This is a genomic window from Sinobacterium norvegicum, from assembly GCF_923077115.1.
Classification (GTDB): Bacteria; Pseudomonadota; Gammaproteobacteria; order Pseudomonadales; family Sinobacteriaceae; genus Sinobacterium; species Sinobacterium norvegicum.
Window position 1 is genome coordinate 39,225 of the sequence record NZ_CAKLPX010000001.1, and the last position, 14,411, is coordinate 53,635.

Consider the following 14,411-nt stretch of genomic DNA (forward strand, 5'->3'; position numbering starts at 1 on the left):
CAATGATGTTATTACAGTCGTTGGCGGATAATACTGCCGAATTCGCCGTCAATGATGGCGACCAGTCTATTGATTTCCCCGCCCTTGTGCAGCGTGCCAACCGAGTTTATAGCTATTTAAAAGCGCAGGGCATTGGCAGCGAGCATCATGTTGCGATGATGCTGGATAATCGTATTGAAAATATTGAAATCATGCTGGCGGTACTGATGTCAGGGGCCTGGTTAACACCGATTAATTGGCATTTAACCCGCCCTGAAATCGACTATATTATCGATGACTCCGGCGCCGAATTACTGTTTTATCAAGACTGCTTTTGCGACCAGATTGACCTCGATAAGCTTGCACAGTTGGTGAATCTCGACAGTGACTACTCGACCATCATCACGCAGCCGGTCACGCATTCGGCTAGTGCTGATGACCCCGCTGGCGGAATGATGATCTATACCAGTGGCACCACTGGTTATCCCAAGGGCGTAAAACGAGCCAAGGCGGCGACACTGGGTCAGTTATTCGCTGCCTTTCGCAGCGGTGGCAGTAATGTCGGCCTCGACGGTAATGGGGTTCACCTTGTTACCGGTCCGATGTACCACGCAGCCCCTGCGCTGTACGCACTGTATGATTTGCTTAATGGTACCAGTCTGTACCTGATGCAGAGGTTTGATGTACTCAGTGCGCTGGCCTTGATTGAACGGTATAAAGTCACTCATAGTCACTGGGTGCCGACGATGTTTGTGCGATTATTAAAACTACCCAAGGCGCAGCGACAGGGCTTTGATACCTCGAGCCTCACACTGGTGCTGCACGGTGCGGCTCCTATTACCCCGTCTATTAAGCAGCAAATGCTGGATGAGTGGGGTGATGTTCTGGTTGAATACTGGGGGGGGACCGAGGGTGGTGTGACCACGATTATTAATAGTCAACAGTGGCGTGATCACCCAGGTTCTGTGGGTAAGGCGCTGCCGCAGTTTGAAGTTTTTGCCATCGATCACGATGACCAACGGCTACCTCCAGGCCAGCCCGGGTTACTCTATGCCAAGCATCAGAGCCTGGGACGGGTTTTCGAATACCATAACGCCAAGCAAAAAACCGATCAGGCGCATTTGGTCGACGGGGCATTTACGCTCGGTGATATGGGGTATGTTGATGAGCAGGGCTATGTCTATCTGTCTGACCGTCGCAGCAATTTGATTATTTCTGGTGGGGTAAATATCTACCCGGCGGAAATAGAGGGGGTGTTAATTGAGCATCCAGACATCAGCGATATTGGCGTCTTTGGTGTCGATGATGAGGAGTGGGGACAGTCGGTTGTGGCCGTGATCGAGCCCTCGGCGACGGCAGATATCGACGATTTAGCCGACGACTTACCGCTGTTTTGTCAGTCGCGGCTGGCTAAATACAAGATTCCAAAAGTTTTCCATATCATCGAGAAGCTGCCGCGAACACCCGCTGGGAAGTTGTATATACGGCGGATCAAAGATCAATTTGGCGGCTAGCGATGATCGCAGTCGCCAAATTGTATGGCATAGTGGTTATTTTGTGGCGTTTAGCAGCGCCGTCACTTCGCTGACGCTTCTAATCCATGGCTGTTCAATTTTGTCGCTACTAGGGTATTGGCTGACGGCCTGGCTGGCACTGTTATAGTCGGGATAAACATTTTCTAATAACAGAATTTTTCCGCTGGGGCTGGTAATGGAAAGCGGCGTTAATTGTTGGTAAAACGTGGTGTATTTAGTGACCGATGATGGTTGGGTAAAGCTAGCCAGTTGCACAACATAATAATCCCTTGGGCTGGCTTCGAGTTTTTCTCTGGTCAGCGGGCTGGGTGTCTGGGATTTTGCTGCGGCAACAGCCGCTGTCGCCACCGACGTTGATGTCACGGTTGTTGAAGCCGTAGTTGCATTAGCGGGCGCTGTTGAGCTGTTTGCAGCCGCCGCAGGTGATGTCTTGCTTTGTTCGACGGGGTTGGCCTGCGACTGCACTGCGGCCTTATTGCTCGGCGTGTATGGTTCGCCACTGTCGCTGTAACGCCACTGGCAATCCCATTCACCATTGGCAGCCGCTTTGCAGATCCAATCCTTGGGTGAGTCTTCGCTAATACGTGCACTGTTACTGCAGCCAGTTGACAGCAGGGTGGCAGTGAGGAATGTGGCGGTGAATATAACTCTGGCTATCATACAGTGGCCTATATTGTTTATAATTCTACTCGGTCTATTGCGGCGATACGTTAAGAGCCTAGTGTAAGCCAATAATCTAGCGCGGGTAGCAAACAGAGCAAACAGTTTCTTTTATGGGTTGAGATAATACTATGGCTAAAACAAATAGTCGCGTACCACAGCAGCGAGTGACAGCAGAACTGAGGCGAACAGTCTTATTGGCGGCGGCTGTCAGTCAGCGAATGATGCCGAATTATCAGTTGTTTTGTCAGGTGACGGAGTTTACCGACCCAACACAGTATCGCAACACCCTCAATTTGGTGTGGGAGTGGTTATTGGTCAGCGACGCCAAAATAAATTTCGAACTGCAATCAGAGAAACTGGAGTTAATTACTCCCGATGCCGCCGATTTTGATATGTTTGGTGTCTACCCAGCAATCGATGCTTGCGTGGCACTGGCCAGTGCCGTCAATGCCATCGTCGAGTTTGAGTCAGACAGCTATCGAAAAGATGTGGTGGACTTGTCGCGCCGCAGCATCGAGGGCTTTTTAGAGATGCAGGGCGTTGAAAACACCGCCGAGGCCGAGTTAACCCTGCATAACGAGCAGCTCCTCGATGAGGTGATGTTGATTGCCGATGACAAACTGAAGAATAAAGAGCTGCTAAAAGAGTTGAAACGACTGGCCACTAATGAGGGTGTCAGTAACTTGGGCATTGCCGTTGACTGATTTGGCGCCGTTACCGCTGTATCTTTACACAACGCTGGGTTGCCATCTCTGTGAACTTGCCGTGGCCGAGTTGGCGCCTTTGCTCGAGCGTTATGATATTGCTTTAATGCCGGTCGAAATTGCCGATGATGATGCACTGGTCGAATGTTACGGGATGAGAATACCGGTGATTCGCCTAGAGGGTGTTGATGTCGAACTCGGTTGGCCATTTGACAGTGGCTTGGCAGAACAGTATCTCCAGGCGATGTTAGCCGAAACCGATTAATCGATACCAAATAGTCGGCTGGCGTTTTGCTGACTTAAGTGGGCAATCTGCTCGCCACTGGTCGACCTCAGGGCAGCTATTGCGGTAGCAATATGCGGTAACACACAGGGTTCATTGCGCCGGGTCTTGGCATTGAAATGCTCGGGCCTGCTGGCCTGATTCAAATCTCGGGGAATAAGGTAGGGGGCATCGGTTTCAATCAGTAAACGGTCATTCGGTATTTCTTTGCACAACTGTTGTAGTTCCTCTCCGCGACGTTCATCGCAGACCCACCCTGTTACGCCTATATACAAGTCTAAATCTAAATAGCTATACAGGGTTTCCTTGCTGCCGGTAAAACAATGAATGACGGCATCGGTAAGTTGATCTCGGTGGCTGGCCAGCATTTCTACCATACGTTTTCCGGCATCACGCTCGTGCAAAAACATAGGTCTTTGTAGACTGATTGCCGCCTCTATATGTTTTTCGAAACTCCATTGTTGTTGTGCTGGCGTTGAGAAATTACGATTAAAATCCAGCCCTGTTTCCCCAATCGCCACGACGGCTGGCTGCTTCATTAGTTCGGTTAATTCGAGCCAGAGCTCATCGTTATAGTCGCTGGCGTGATGGGGGTGGATGCCGGCGGTCGACCACATGTGCTCAGGGTGTTGTAGGCAAAGTTGGTGGGCGCCTTGGCTTTCTGCCAACGTGGTGCCGGTCAGTATCATGGTGTCGACGCCGCATGCCAAGGCACGCTCGATGACGGCATCCCGGTCCTTATCAAATTGTGGATTGGTGAGGTTTAAGCCAATATCAGTATACAATTTAAATTCCTTAATTCTGTTTGCTGGCGCTGCAATTGCTCACTATTGTAAACTAGATCTACACCATCGCCACGGACTATTTAAAAGGGATAAAAATGACAACAGTGACAGTGTCAGAACTCTACATTCACCCGGTAAAATCACTTCAGGGTATTGCCGTTGAACAGGTGAAACTCGATAAGTTTGGCGCGCAATTTGATCGTCGCTGGATGGTCGTCGACCCTCGGGGCCACTTTATTACCCAGCGTGAGGTTGCGGCGATGGCAACACTATCGACGGCGATGATCGATGGTCAATTACAATTATCCGATAGTCAGGGGGAATCGTTTTTGGTCGCAGAGGCCGGAGATCGTGTCGAGCCTGTGGTGATCTGGGATGACACCGTATTGGCTGTCGATTGTGGCAATGCCGTGGCGGCCTGGTTAACGCAGCGTTTGGCGACTGAGTGCCGCTTGGTGTTCATGCCACAAACCACCGACCGCATTGTTAGTCGCGAGTATTCGCAGAGTAAAAAAACGGTAGGCTTTGCCGATGGTTTTCCGCTGATGCTGGTAAGCCAGGCCTCGCTTGATGAAATTAATAGCCGTCTTGATCACCCGGTAAGTATGACAAGATTCCGGCCCAATATCGTCGTTGAGGGTTGCGATTCATTTGCCGAAGATCAGTGGCAAGCATTGAGCAGTAGTCAGCTACAGCTCGATATATCCAAGCCGTGCTCGCGCTGTGTCATGCCTTCGTTAGACCCTAAAACAGGGCGCAAGCATAAGACGCTGAATCGTGTTCTGGCTTCTTTTCGTCGACGTGATGGTGTGATTTATGTGGGGCAAAACCTGGTGATACACAGGGGGGATAGTATTGCTGTCGGTGACCAGCTGGCAGTGGATTGTTGACGGAACTTTAACGGGGCGTAGTGGCCTTGGCAGTGGTTTCATTTAAGCTCGCCTCTGCCGGTTTCTCTGGCATGATCATCGCCACCGATAAATCGATATTACTGCCAATTAAATGACCGTATATGGCACTGAAGGTGATGATATTCTGGGTGTATCGGCGATATTTCTTATGGGGGATGGTTTCTATCCACTGATCGACATCGGCAATTTCTTCAGCATTACGGAGCCAGCGCTCAACCGGTTGTGTGCCCAGGTGATAGGCGATGGCAGCTAGTGGGTAGTTTTGTTGGTATTTGTCGAGTAGCTGCTCTAGCTGAGTACCGCCCAAATAGAGGTTAGTCTCAGGGTCGGTCAATACCGCCTGTTGCAGCAAGGAGTTACTCTTGGCGAGTTTGGGTAAATACAGTTGCAGCAAGCCTACGGCGCCATTGGCAGAGAGTGCATTCGCGTCGAATAAGCTCTCCTGTCGGATCAGTGCGAACAGCCATGGCTGCTCGAGATTAAATAGGCGACTGGTTTTGGCCACCTCAGCCTGATAATGGCGGGGAAATCTTAAGCCAAGGTAGTCCCACAGTTTTGCTTGAATAATCGTTTCGATACTTCTTCGGTAGTCGCCGTTGTCAGCAGCTGTCTGTGCCGCTGATAAAACCTGTTGCGTCGTTAAACCATCAATACCCTGACGCCACTCCAGAGCCGCCAATTCTTCTGCACCAAAAAAGGATAGTTCAGCAGCGCGGCGAAGCGGCGGGGATAGTTGCAGCAGCCCGTGGCCTGTTAACAGTGGCTCATTTGTCACCGGTGTCTGCTGGTTAAAGTTCAGATTCTTACCCGCTCGGTATGCTGCCAGCAAACCGTAGTAATTGCGCTGTTGTGAAAGCGCAACATAGCCCGCCTGCCACTGCTTAGGTTGCAGCGGCAGCATTTTTTGGCGGGATCGCAATAACCAGTACTGCCAGCGAGGCGTCTGTTGCTCTGAAGCGGGTAGTTGCTGAATGTGTTGCTCCACTCTAGGCCAATTATTCGTGCTCAGTGCCAGCCGTATTTTGTAGCCGATAAGCTGAGTTGAGGCGGCTTTTTCGTTGGTTGCCTGAAGCCATTGATAGGCTTTTTCAGGTGAGTGCTCAGCCAGGTGCCAGGCCAGATAGAATTGTGTGATCTCTTGCTCCTGCTCGGCTATACGCAGATTGGGGTAAAGTTCGATAGCAAGTATTGGTGAGTGCTCGGCTAGCTTTTTAATGCCAAAGGCGCTGTATTTCTCATCCGCTACAGCCAGTGCTAAATAATCGATAACAGCCGTCTCATGGCCACTATTTTTGGCGGCGTTCAACAGCGTTGCGCCATACTGTTGGTCTTGTTGGTTGAGGAAGAAAAAAAGCTGCTCGGCCCTGTCGTTTTGGTTGCTGGATAAGAGGCCGATAAAGCGTTGCCAAACCAGGTCCTCGTTGATGACACCATACTGTAGCCAGTGGCTGTAGAGGATTTGGCAGCTGACCGGGTTGTTGCTAAAGCGCAACCAGAGTCTTGTGATGGTCTTGGGGTGGCTGTCATTGTTGGCCAAGGCTCTGGCGCAATCAATCTCATCGTTTTCGACGCTGCCGGAATCAAAGGCTTTAAACCGTTGCCAGTTCTTTTCTTTGACCGCTTGCATCAGCCATATGTAGCGCAGCTTATTGCCAATAATTGTATCGCCGTAAAGTTGTAAGAAATTATCGACATCTTGATTGTTAATGCTGTCAAAGTGCTCTGTCAAATGACTGTATTGAAGGTAAGGCAGTAGGGGATACTGCTTTAAAGTGTTGACATACTGCTGATATAGCCCCAGTTCATCACTCTGTGAAGCCTTGATTGCCTTGATGTATTGCAGCCGCATAAAGTTGTTGTGTTCAATCGTTGTCATCGGGCTGTTGGTGGCCCAAAGCAGCGGGGTATATATCAGCAGTAAACATGAATAGAACAAGGCGGATGGCCATTTGAGGAGGTCAGTCAGCACGGGGTAACCCATAGATTGATAACGGTGATGAAAGTGCATTAAGTGTAGTTAAAAACTCATCGCTAGCCCAAAGCCGTTGTGAAGAGTAGAATCGCCTGCAAATATTTTTGCTGAGTACAGTCATGCCATTAGTTAGAGTGAGCGCCGCGGAATTAAGCTTCGGTACACAGGTCTTATTAGACAATGTTGAATTTCAGATAGATAAGGGCGAGCGGGTCTGTATTACTGGCCGTAACGGTGTCGGTAAATCGACGCTGATGAAGGTGATTTTGGATGAGGTCAAACTCGACAGTGGTGAACTCTGGTTCGATGCCGGTGTTACTGTATCGTGCTTGCAGCAAGAATTACCGGCGGCGGACGAGCGCGTAGTTGATTCGGTTGTCGCCGAGGGCTTGCCCGGTGTCGGTGAGTTACTGACCGCATTTAATGCGCTGTCGGTCACGGCGCTCGATGATAAGGGCTTAAAAAAGTTGGCCGATATTCAGCATCAAATTGATGCCGTCGATGGTTGGTCGGCGCAGACCAAGATTGACCAAGTGATGACTCGGCTGAAATTACCCCGTGACGTCAAAATGAGCACCTTATCCGGTGGCTGGCGTCGTAAGGTGGCTTTGGCCAAGGCGTTGGTGAGCGAGCCTGACTTATTAATCCTCGACGAGCCGACCAACCACTTGGATTTAACCACTATTGATTGGCTTGAGCGACAGTTGCTCGATTTCCGTGGTGCTATTCTCTTTGTTACGCACGATAGAGCACTGTTACAAAAACTGGCGACACGTATTATCGAGCTGGATCGCGGTCACGCCTTTAGCTGGAAGGGTGACTACAAAAGCTTTCTCGAATACCGAGAGCAGCGCCTGGCGACGGAAGAGAAACACAATGAATTATTCGACAAGCGTCTGGCGGAAGAAGAGGTGTGGATTCGACAGGGTATTAAAGCCCGTCGAACCCGTAACGAGGGGCGTGTAAGAGCGCTGAAGGCGCTACGGGTAGAGCGTTCAGAGCGCCGTAATGTAACCGGCAAGGCCAGTATCACCACCAATAGTGCAGACCGCTCGGGTAAAATTGTTATCGAAGCTGAAAATTTGGCGCACTATTTCTCTGCCGACAAGAAAATCCTCGATGGCTTCTCGACGGTTATTCAACGCGGCGACAGAATCGGCATTGTTGGTAATAACGGCGCCGGCAAGAGTACCTTGTTGAAAATACTGCTGGGTGAATTAACGCCTCAGCAAGGAGAGGTAAAAAAAGGTACCAAGCTTGAACTGGCCTATTTTGACCAGTTACGCACTGAACTCGATGGTGAAAAAAGCGTTATCGACAACGTCTCTCAGGGCCGCGACTTTATCGAAATTGGCGGTAAAGATCGCCATATCTATAGTTATTTGTCAGATTTCTTGTTTTCGCCAGAGCGTGCGCGTACACCGGTAGGTGTGTTGTCTGGTGGTGAGCGTAATCGGGTGATGTTGGCCAAATTGTTTGGTCAGCCGTCCAACCTGTTGGTACTCGATGAGCCGACCAACGACCTCGATGTAGAGACGCTGGAGCTGCTCGAAGAAATTCTGATGGAATACCCGGGCACTATATTATTGGTCAGCCACGACCGAGCGTTTATGGATAACGTGGTCACCAGTACCATCGTCTTCGAAGCGCCGGGTAAGGTGCGTGAATACATCGGTGGCTACAGTGATTGGAAGAACCAGGGGGGCTCATTCAGTGAGCAGGCCTATCAAGACGAGGCGGTGGTGTCGAAACAGGCTGAGCCTTCGTCCGCGGTGCAGGCGGCGCCGCAGAAAAAGATAAGCTTTAAACTCAAACACGAACTTGAACAGTTGCCCGCTAAGATTGAGCAACTAGAGGCCGACATCGATACTGTTCAGCAACAAACCGCGGCGGCTGATTTCTACCAGGGGCCGCGGGATGAGGTCGCCTCAACACTGGCCAAGCTCGAGGCCTTGGAGGCCGAGCTTGAGGTGGTAGTCGAGCGCTGGGCAGAGTTAGAAGAACTGGCCTCTTAATTGCCGTCTTTGACTCTCACTGCCAGCACGTCACAGCAGGCGCCATGTAATACGCCGTTTGCTGTGGAACCAAAAATCAGCGCTAGGCCGTGTCTGCCGTGACTGCCTACGACAACAAGGTCGGAGCCTACTTCGATACCGAGCTTATGGATTTCGGTCTCTGGCCTGCCCAGTACCAGATGACAGTCATCCTCGTCGACGCCAATGGTTTTGGCCATGCTTAAGAGCTGGTTCTTTGATTGCAGTAAGAGCTCGTCTTGTAGACTGGAGAAGTCGAGAGGGATGTCGCTGCCGTAGGTAAAGCTGAGAGGTTCGACAACATGAATAATGCTGACTTTGGCATTGTATAACTTGGCCAGCGACTGGGCTCTTTGGCACACCAGTGGACTGTCATCACTGAGGTCGATAGCAAGCAGTATGTGTTTATAATCAGACATCGAGGCGCTCCTGTGTATTGAATAAAACAATCATTTATTCAGTAGTATAGCTGAATATATGATTCAATTAGACGGCAGTTTTTGCGGTCTGTCAAAATATAGTGAAGTCAATAAATGAAAGAGTATTCATGGCGTATATAATCATCGGGTTTGTGGTCATTATGGCAATATCCCCCATTTTCTGGATGCGACCCAGTCCACGACAAAAACAGTTGGAGCGGCTGCGAGCATATGCGGGTAAGCGGGGTTTGGACGTGTCGATCAGAAAGCTACCACAGAAGCTACGCTACCGTCATGACTTCGACATGATGAGCTGTTACAGCAAGTACCACCCGCGAGGAGCAAAGCAGCAAGAGGTGGTGCGTAAAAAGTGGTTTATCTCACTGGAAAAAGGCTTTGATTGGGTGAGCAGACCGGACCTTGAATACCAACAACAGCTACAAAACATCACTGATAGTCTACCTGACAGCTGTAGCTATGTTGAAGCTGAGCAGTTATTTGTGGCCGTTTATTGGCGAGAGAAAGGTGATAGTAGTACAGTTGATCAAGTCGCCGAAGTTATTGAAAAAATAATGTTAATTCAGTCGCAAAAATACCGAGAGCAATAGCAATGGTGAAAAAAGGGATCTATAAGCATTATAAAGGTGCTTATTATCAGGTCGAAGGGGTGGCTCGCCACTCCGAATCAGAGGAACAACTGGTGGTCTATCGCCCGATGTATGGTGATCGCGCTCTCTGGGTCAGGCCGTTATCTATGTTTGTGGAAACCTTATCAACTGACAAGGGGGTGTTCGCCCGCTTTAGTTACGTCGGTGATGAACTGCCGGTAGAATAGTCTGTAAGCTATATATAATAAGGCTTGTAGCTGTTTATTTTGACGTTATTCGGTCAATTATTTTAATGACAAGACTTGACCTTGATAGCCGAGTGCGATTATAACTTGCGGCAATTGATACGTTTACCGTTTTTTTTACCTCTTATTAATGTAGGGAACTAATGACTAAATCCTTAGTTATTGTGGAGTCACCAGCCAAAGCCAAGACAATCAACAAATACCTTGGTAATCAATATGTTGTAAAGTCTAGCGTTGGTCATATACGCGACTTGCCGACCAGTGGCAGTAAAACCAATGCTGTCGACCCTGCGGCGCGGGCGAAAGAAGCGGCTAAGACTCGTAAGATGCCGGTGGAGAAGAAAGCGGCCTATAAAAAGAAGAAGGCAAAAGATCAGTTAGTCAGGCGAATGGGTATTGACCCTGAAAACGATTGGGCCGCGCAGTATGAAACCCTGCCAGGAAAAGAGAAGGTCGTCAGTGAATTAAAGCGGTTGGCCGAGACCGCTGACACCATTTATCTCGCGACGGATTTGGACCGCGAGGGTGAGGCGATTGCCTGGCACCTGCGGGAAACTATTGGCGGTGAAGATGATAAATACAAGCGTGTGGTTTTTAACGAAATCACCGAGACAGCGATTAAAGAGGCATTTAACACCCCCTCTGAGCTAGATATGAGTCGGGTCAACGCTCAGCAGGCTCGACGCTTTCTAGACCGTGTTGTCGGTTACATGGTTTCGCCCTTATTGTGGGCCAAAGTTGCCCGTGGCCTATCAGCTGGCCGAGTACAATCTGTGGCGACCAAACTGGTCGTTGAGAAAGAGCGAGAGATTCGTGCCTTCATCCCAGAGGAGTATTGGGATATTGCGGCTGACCTCACCACCACCGATCAGCAAGCGCTGTCGATGGAGGTCAAAAAGTATCAAGGTAATGCTTATCGCCCCACTAATGAGGTCGATACCATGGCTTCTGTGGCGGCGCTAAATGATGCCAGTTTTACCGTTGTTAGCCGCGAAGACAAGCCGACCAGGACTAAACCAACCGCCCCCTATATTACTTCGACATTGCAGCAGGCGGCGAGCACACGCCTCGGTTTTGGTGTGAAGAAGACGATGATGATGGCTCAGCGTCTTTACGAGGCGGGTTATATCACCTATATGCGTACAGATTCGACCAATTTAAGCAATGAGGCCGTGGCTAATTGCCGTGACTATGTTGCAGATAATTATGGCAAGAAATACCTGCCTGAAGCGGCGATTAGTTACTCAAGCAAAGAGGGTGCACAGGAGGCGCACGAAGCCATCCGTCCCTCAGATGTTGGCTGTATTACCGCTCATCTAAAAAATATGGAACGCGATGCAGAGCGTCTGTATGAGTTGATTTGGCGTCAGTTTGTCGCCTGCCAAATGGTACCGGCTGAATTTACCTCGACCTCTATTGTGGTTGAGGCTGTGGGGTATGAGCTGCGTTGTAAGGGGCGGGTTATTCGCTTCGACGGCTTTACCAAGGTGCAGCAACCACAAGCGAAGAAAGCCGAGGACGTCATCATGCCCGACGTCAAACAGGGCGAGGTGCTGAATCTACAGCAGGTTATTCCAACTCAGCACTTTACCAAGCCGACGCCGCGCTATACTGAGGCGAGCTTAGTCAAGGAGCTGGAGAAACGTGGTATTGGTCGACCTTCCACCTATGCTGCGATCATCTCGACGATCCAAGACCGCGGATATGTACGGGTTGAGAATCGTCGTTTCTTCGCTGAGAAAATGGGCGATATCGTCAGCGACCGTCTCAGTGAGAGCTTTGTTGACCTGATGGATTTCAGTTTTACCGCCAGAATGGAAGAGGCGCTGGATGGTGTTGCCGCTGGCACTAAAGACTGGAAAAAATTGCTCAATAATTTCTATACCGATTTCCGGGTTCAGCTGGATCAGGCAGAGTCTGACGAGGGTGGTATGCGTGCTAATAGCCCGACACCAACGGATATTAAATGCCCAGACTGCGGCCGCGACATGCAAATTAGAACAGCCAGTACGGGGGTGTTTTTAGGGTGTTCAGGGTATAGCTTGCCGCCCAAAGAGCGCTGCAAGTGTACGATTAACTTGGTGTCAGGCGATGAGGCGGTTAGTACTGAGTTAGATGAAGAGGCAGAATCTCGTCTGTTGCTGAATAAGCGCCGTTGCCAAATCTGTAACTCGGCGATGGAGTCCTACCTGATCGATGAGCAGCGTAAGCTGCATGTCTGTGGTAACAACCCGGATTGCTCAGGCTATGAAATAGAAGAGGGCAGCTTCAAGATTAAAGGCTATGAAGGGCCGGTGCTTGAGTGTGATAAGTGCGGTTCTGAAATGCAGCTCAAATCGGGCCGTTTTGGTAAATACTTTGGCTGTACCAACGAGGGCTGTAAAAATACCCGCAAGCTGTTGCGTAGTGGTGAAGCCGCGCCACCAAAAATGGATCCGGTTCCGATGCCTGAACTTGCTTGTATCAAGGTTGAGGATACCTATATTCTTCGTGACGGTGCAGCCGGGCTATTTTTGGCGGCCAGTAAGTTTCCTAAGAACCGAGAGACGCGGGCACCGCTGGTGTCTGAGTTGTTGCCACACCAGGCCGAGATCGATCCAAAGTATGACTTTTTGATGAAGGCACCCGTGGCGGACCCTTCCGGCAACCCCGCCATTATTCGCTATAGTCGCAAGACTAAAGAGCAGTATGTGCTGAGCGAGGTTGAAGGCAAGGCCAGTGGCTGGACAGCTTATTACGTCGGCGGTAAGTGGGTTGAAGAGCAGAAGAAAAAACGTGTAGTTAAGAAAAAGGCGACGAAGAAAAAGTAGACGCCTTTCAATTAATCCAAAAAACCCGCAAAGGCGGGTTTTTTTTATAGAGCATAGCCAAGAGGTATCCTGCTATGAGAGATTATCAACGCCGAATAGCGTCGCTGCTGCAGTATTGTCAGCAGCAGCTAACGTTGGCCAAAAAGCTGAATGAGGCGGAGCGCCGTGGGCTGATGGAGGCCGCTGTGACTCATCTTTACACCGCCTATCGCAGTTATGTGGTTGAGGTCGTCTCTTCCTATCATGTGACCGAGGATTCTTTGCCAACATCATGGCAGTTGCCTGAGGTGGTAGAGCTCTTGCAGCAGGGGCAGCATCAAAGCGGCGAACTCAATGAGCTGCTGACATTGTCGAGACAGGGCTGGCTGTGTCAGTTGCTGACGCTCCATAGCCGTACTTTGCAGCTGGAACAGACGATGCCGATAACGCGTAAAAATGCTGGACAGTTTGCGATTGCAGCGGTGAATCTCGATGCGCCAGTGATTGATTTTGATATGGCGACCATCGTGTCGATAAAAACCGGTTTTACCGAGTTAATTCAACGCCAGCGTCAGCACTCAGTAGAAAGCTAAGCATCTTATTGTGTGCAATCCTGCTCGAAAGGCTTGTTAAATCTGACAAAGCGGTGTTATAAAGAAGTTCTAGTTACTTACAAAAAGAAGGTGGGCGTAGTGTCTTCTCTACTGGAAATTGTGGAACTTGCTAATGGCGAGATTGTATTACGACATGCGGATGGCGATGGACGTCCTCTGATTAATATCCGATTCACCAACGAGTCTGAGATGGTATCGGCGACGGCTCGACTTGAGGTTGCCAAGGCAATGATTCAAGCCGGCATGGCGACCTTTGCCGAGATTGTCGAGAATCAAGAAGAGGAGGCTGTATTCCAGGCTGAAGAAGTCTACGAGGGCAGTGAGCAAGAGTTATCACGTGAGGTGGTACTTCACTGAGCTTAATGACAGGGTGAATTGAGTCAGTTGTTGCTGGTTGTCCCTGAATTACTCATGGCTGGAGACGTTTCGTCGTCAAGCCAATTTAATTGAACTCCCTGGGTATCTGGTTTAGCGAATAAGCAGGCAGTGGCTTTTGCCGTTGATTGCGGCGTAGGCTAATTCGTCCTGATTGATGGTGCTGGTGCTGTTCAGGTTGGCTACAACCGTATTGCTTTTGCCGCTATTGAGACAGCGCAGCAACAAATTGTGCAGTTGCTCGTCTGAGTCGCTGTTGATGATCAATATAGGACGCTTTTCCAAGCCAAATTGTTTCAGGATCTGGCGGTTTAGTGAGGGTGGGTTTATCCATGTAACCCAGCGCTTACTGTCTTCCCCTGCGAGATGGCTGATAATGGGAAGTATTAGCAGTTCTTGGCTGGGGTGGCCCTTAATGCAAATCTCGGTAATATACTCGTTGTTAACTGCATTGTCGTTTTGTTCTAGTGCGGCAAATAATGGCATAATACGTCCC

The 14,411-nt window shown here is 49.8% G+C and carries 15 protein-coding genes; 10 read left to right on the forward strand and 5 right to left on the reverse strand.

Annotated features, from left to right (window positions below; translation table 11 throughout):
* Nucleotides 1-2: 2 nt before the first annotated feature.
* Nucleotides 3-1,493 carry an AMP-binding protein gene (locus L9P87_RS00215; RefSeq protein ID WP_237442671.1) on the forward strand — a complete coding sequence of 497 codons (1,491 nt, stop codon included), beginning with the start codon at nt 3-5 and terminating at the stop codon, nt 1,491-1,493.
* 36 nt (nt 1,494-1,529) lie between these two features.
* Here the strand turns inward: L9P87_RS00215 and L9P87_RS00220 are convergent, their stop codons facing one another.
* On the reverse strand, nt 1,530-2,174 hold the full coding sequence (locus tag L9P87_RS00220) for a hypothetical protein (RefSeq protein WP_237442672.1): 645 nt from the start codon (nt 2,172-2,174) through the stop codon (nt 1,530-1,532).
* A gap of 131 nt (nt 2,175-2,305) precedes the next feature.
* Here L9P87_RS00220 and L9P87_RS00225 point away from each other — a divergent pair, with 131 nt between their 5' ends.
* Both L9P87_RS00225 and L9P87_RS00230 read left to right on the forward strand, forming a co-directional pair.
* Nucleotides 2,306-2,881: a YjaG family protein gene (locus L9P87_RS00225; RefSeq protein WP_237442673.1), complete on the forward strand. Its 576-nt coding sequence runs from the start codon at nt 2,306-2,308 to the stop codon at nt 2,879-2,881.
* The gene (locus tag L9P87_RS00230; protein WP_237442674.1) at nt 2,874-3,146 is read left to right on the forward strand and encodes a glutaredoxin family protein; all 273 of its coding nucleotides are present in this window, start codon (nt 2,874-2,876) and stop codon (nt 3,144-3,146) included. Before L9P87_RS00225 ends, L9P87_RS00230 begins: the two co-directional genes overlap by 8 nt.
* Here L9P87_RS00230 and L9P87_RS00235 read toward each other — a convergent pair.
* On the reverse strand, nt 3,143-3,949 hold the full coding sequence (locus tag L9P87_RS00235; RefSeq protein ID WP_237442675.1) for a TatD family hydrolase: 807 nt from the start codon (nt 3,947-3,949) through the stop codon (nt 3,143-3,145). The genes L9P87_RS00230 and L9P87_RS00235 overlap by 4 nt on opposite strands.
* A 95-nt stretch (nt 3,950-4,044) precedes the next feature.
* Between L9P87_RS00235 and L9P87_RS00240 the strand changes: the two genes are divergently transcribed.
* Complete coding sequence (locus tag L9P87_RS00240; RefSeq protein WP_237442676.1) at nt 4,045-4,839, forward strand: MOSC domain-containing protein; 795 nt, start codon at nt 4,045-4,047, stop codon at nt 4,837-4,839.
* A 7-nt stretch (nt 4,840-4,846) separates the two neighbouring features.
* On the opposite strand, the gene L9P87_RS00245 is transcribed toward L9P87_RS00240, so the two are convergent.
* Entirely contained in the window at nt 4,847-6,829 is a 1,983-nt protein-coding gene (locus tag L9P87_RS00245) for a transglycosylase SLT domain-containing protein (protein ID WP_237442677.1), read from the reverse strand.
* Nucleotides 6,830-6,951: 122 nt separating this feature from the next.
* On the opposite strand from L9P87_RS00245, the gene L9P87_RS00250 reads away from it, so the two are divergent.
* Entirely contained in the window at nt 6,952-8,847 is a 1,896-nt protein-coding gene (locus L9P87_RS00250) for an ATP-binding cassette domain-containing protein (protein WP_237442678.1), read from the forward strand.
* Here the strand turns inward: L9P87_RS00250 and L9P87_RS00255 are convergent.
* A complete protein-coding gene (locus L9P87_RS00255; protein ID WP_237442679.1) occupies nt 8,844-9,284 on the reverse strand; it encodes a universal stress protein in 441 nt (146 codons plus the stop codon). The genes L9P87_RS00250 and L9P87_RS00255 overlap by 4 nt on opposite strands.
* 254 nt (nt 9,285-9,538) lie before the next feature.
* On the opposite strand from L9P87_RS00255, the gene L9P87_RS00260 reads away from it, so the two are divergent.
* The 5 genes from L9P87_RS00260 to L9P87_RS00280 all read left to right on the forward strand — a co-directional run bounded on the left by L9P87_RS00260 (nt 9,539) and on the right by L9P87_RS00280 (nt 13,897).
* On the forward strand, nt 9,539-9,892 hold the full coding sequence (locus L9P87_RS00260) for a hypothetical protein (RefSeq protein WP_237442680.1): 354 nt from the start codon (nt 9,539-9,541) through the stop codon (nt 9,890-9,892).
* Between the two features lie 2 nt (nt 9,893-9,894).
* Nucleotides 9,895-10,119: a DUF1653 domain-containing protein gene (locus tag L9P87_RS00265; protein ID WP_237442681.1), complete on the forward strand. Its 225-nt coding sequence runs from the start codon at nt 9,895-9,897 to the stop codon at nt 10,117-10,119.
* A 161-nt stretch (nt 10,120-10,280) separates the two neighbouring features.
* Nucleotides 10,281-12,947 carry a type I DNA topoisomerase gene (topA, locus tag L9P87_RS00270; protein ID WP_237442682.1) on the forward strand — a complete coding sequence of 889 codons (2,667 nt, stop codon included), beginning with the start codon at nt 10,281-10,283 and terminating at the stop codon, nt 12,945-12,947.
* A gap of 74 nt (nt 12,948-13,021) precedes the next feature.
* Nucleotides 13,022-13,519 carry a DUF6586 family protein gene (locus L9P87_RS00275; protein ID WP_237442683.1) on the forward strand — a complete coding sequence of 166 codons (498 nt, stop codon included), beginning with the start codon at nt 13,022-13,024 and terminating at the stop codon, nt 13,517-13,519.
* 99 nt (nt 13,520-13,618) lie between these two features.
* The gene (locus L9P87_RS00280; protein ID WP_237442684.1) at nt 13,619-13,897 is read left to right on the forward strand and encodes a hypothetical protein; all 279 of its coding nucleotides are present in this window, start codon (nt 13,619-13,621) and stop codon (nt 13,895-13,897) included.
* 111 nt (nt 13,898-14,008) lie between these two features.
* On the opposite strand, the gene L9P87_RS00285 is transcribed toward L9P87_RS00280, so the two are convergent.
* Entirely contained in the window at nt 14,009-14,401 is a 393-nt protein-coding gene (locus tag L9P87_RS00285; protein ID WP_237442685.1) for a SulA-like leucine-rich domain-containing protein, read from the reverse strand.
* Between the last annotated feature and the right edge of the window lie 10 nt (nt 14,402-14,411).

What these genes read in the sequence shown, in the direction of transcription:
- L9P87_RS00275 (WP_237442683.1), top strand. Translation starts at nt 13,022, where the DNA reads ATGAGAGATTATCAACGCCGAATAGCGTCGCTGCTGCAGTATTGTCAG.
- L9P87_RS00220 (WP_237442672.1), bottom strand. Translation starts at nt 2,174, where the DNA reads ATGATAGCCAGAGTTATATTCACCGCCACATTCCTCACTGCCACCCTG.
- L9P87_RS00255 (WP_237442679.1), bottom strand. Translation starts at nt 9,284, where the DNA reads ATGTCTGATTATAAACACATACTGCTTGCTATCGACCTCAGTGATGAC.
- L9P87_RS00240 (WP_237442676.1), top strand. Translation starts at nt 4,045, where the DNA reads ATGACAACAGTGACAGTGTCAGAACTCTACATTCACCCGGTAAAATCA.
- L9P87_RS00265 (WP_237442681.1), top strand. Translation starts at nt 9,895, where the DNA reads ATGGTGAAAAAAGGGATCTATAAGCATTATAAAGGTGCTTATTATCAG.
- L9P87_RS00250 (WP_237442678.1), top strand. Translation starts at nt 6,952, where the DNA reads ATGCCATTAGTTAGAGTGAGCGCCGCGGAATTAAGCTTCGGTACACAG.
- topA (WP_237442682.1), top strand. Translation starts at nt 10,281, where the DNA reads ATGACTAAATCCTTAGTTATTGTGGAGTCACCAGCCAAAGCCAAGACA.
- L9P87_RS00215 (WP_237442671.1), top strand. Translation starts at nt 3, where the DNA reads ATGATGTTATTACAGTCGTTGGCGGATAATACTGCCGAATTCGCCGTC.
- L9P87_RS00225 (WP_237442673.1), top strand. Translation starts at nt 2,306, where the DNA reads ATGGCTAAAACAAATAGTCGCGTACCACAGCAGCGAGTGACAGCAGAA.
- L9P87_RS00285 (WP_237442685.1), bottom strand. Translation starts at nt 14,401, where the DNA reads ATGCCATTATTTGCCGCACTAGAACAAAACGACAATGCAGTTAACAAC.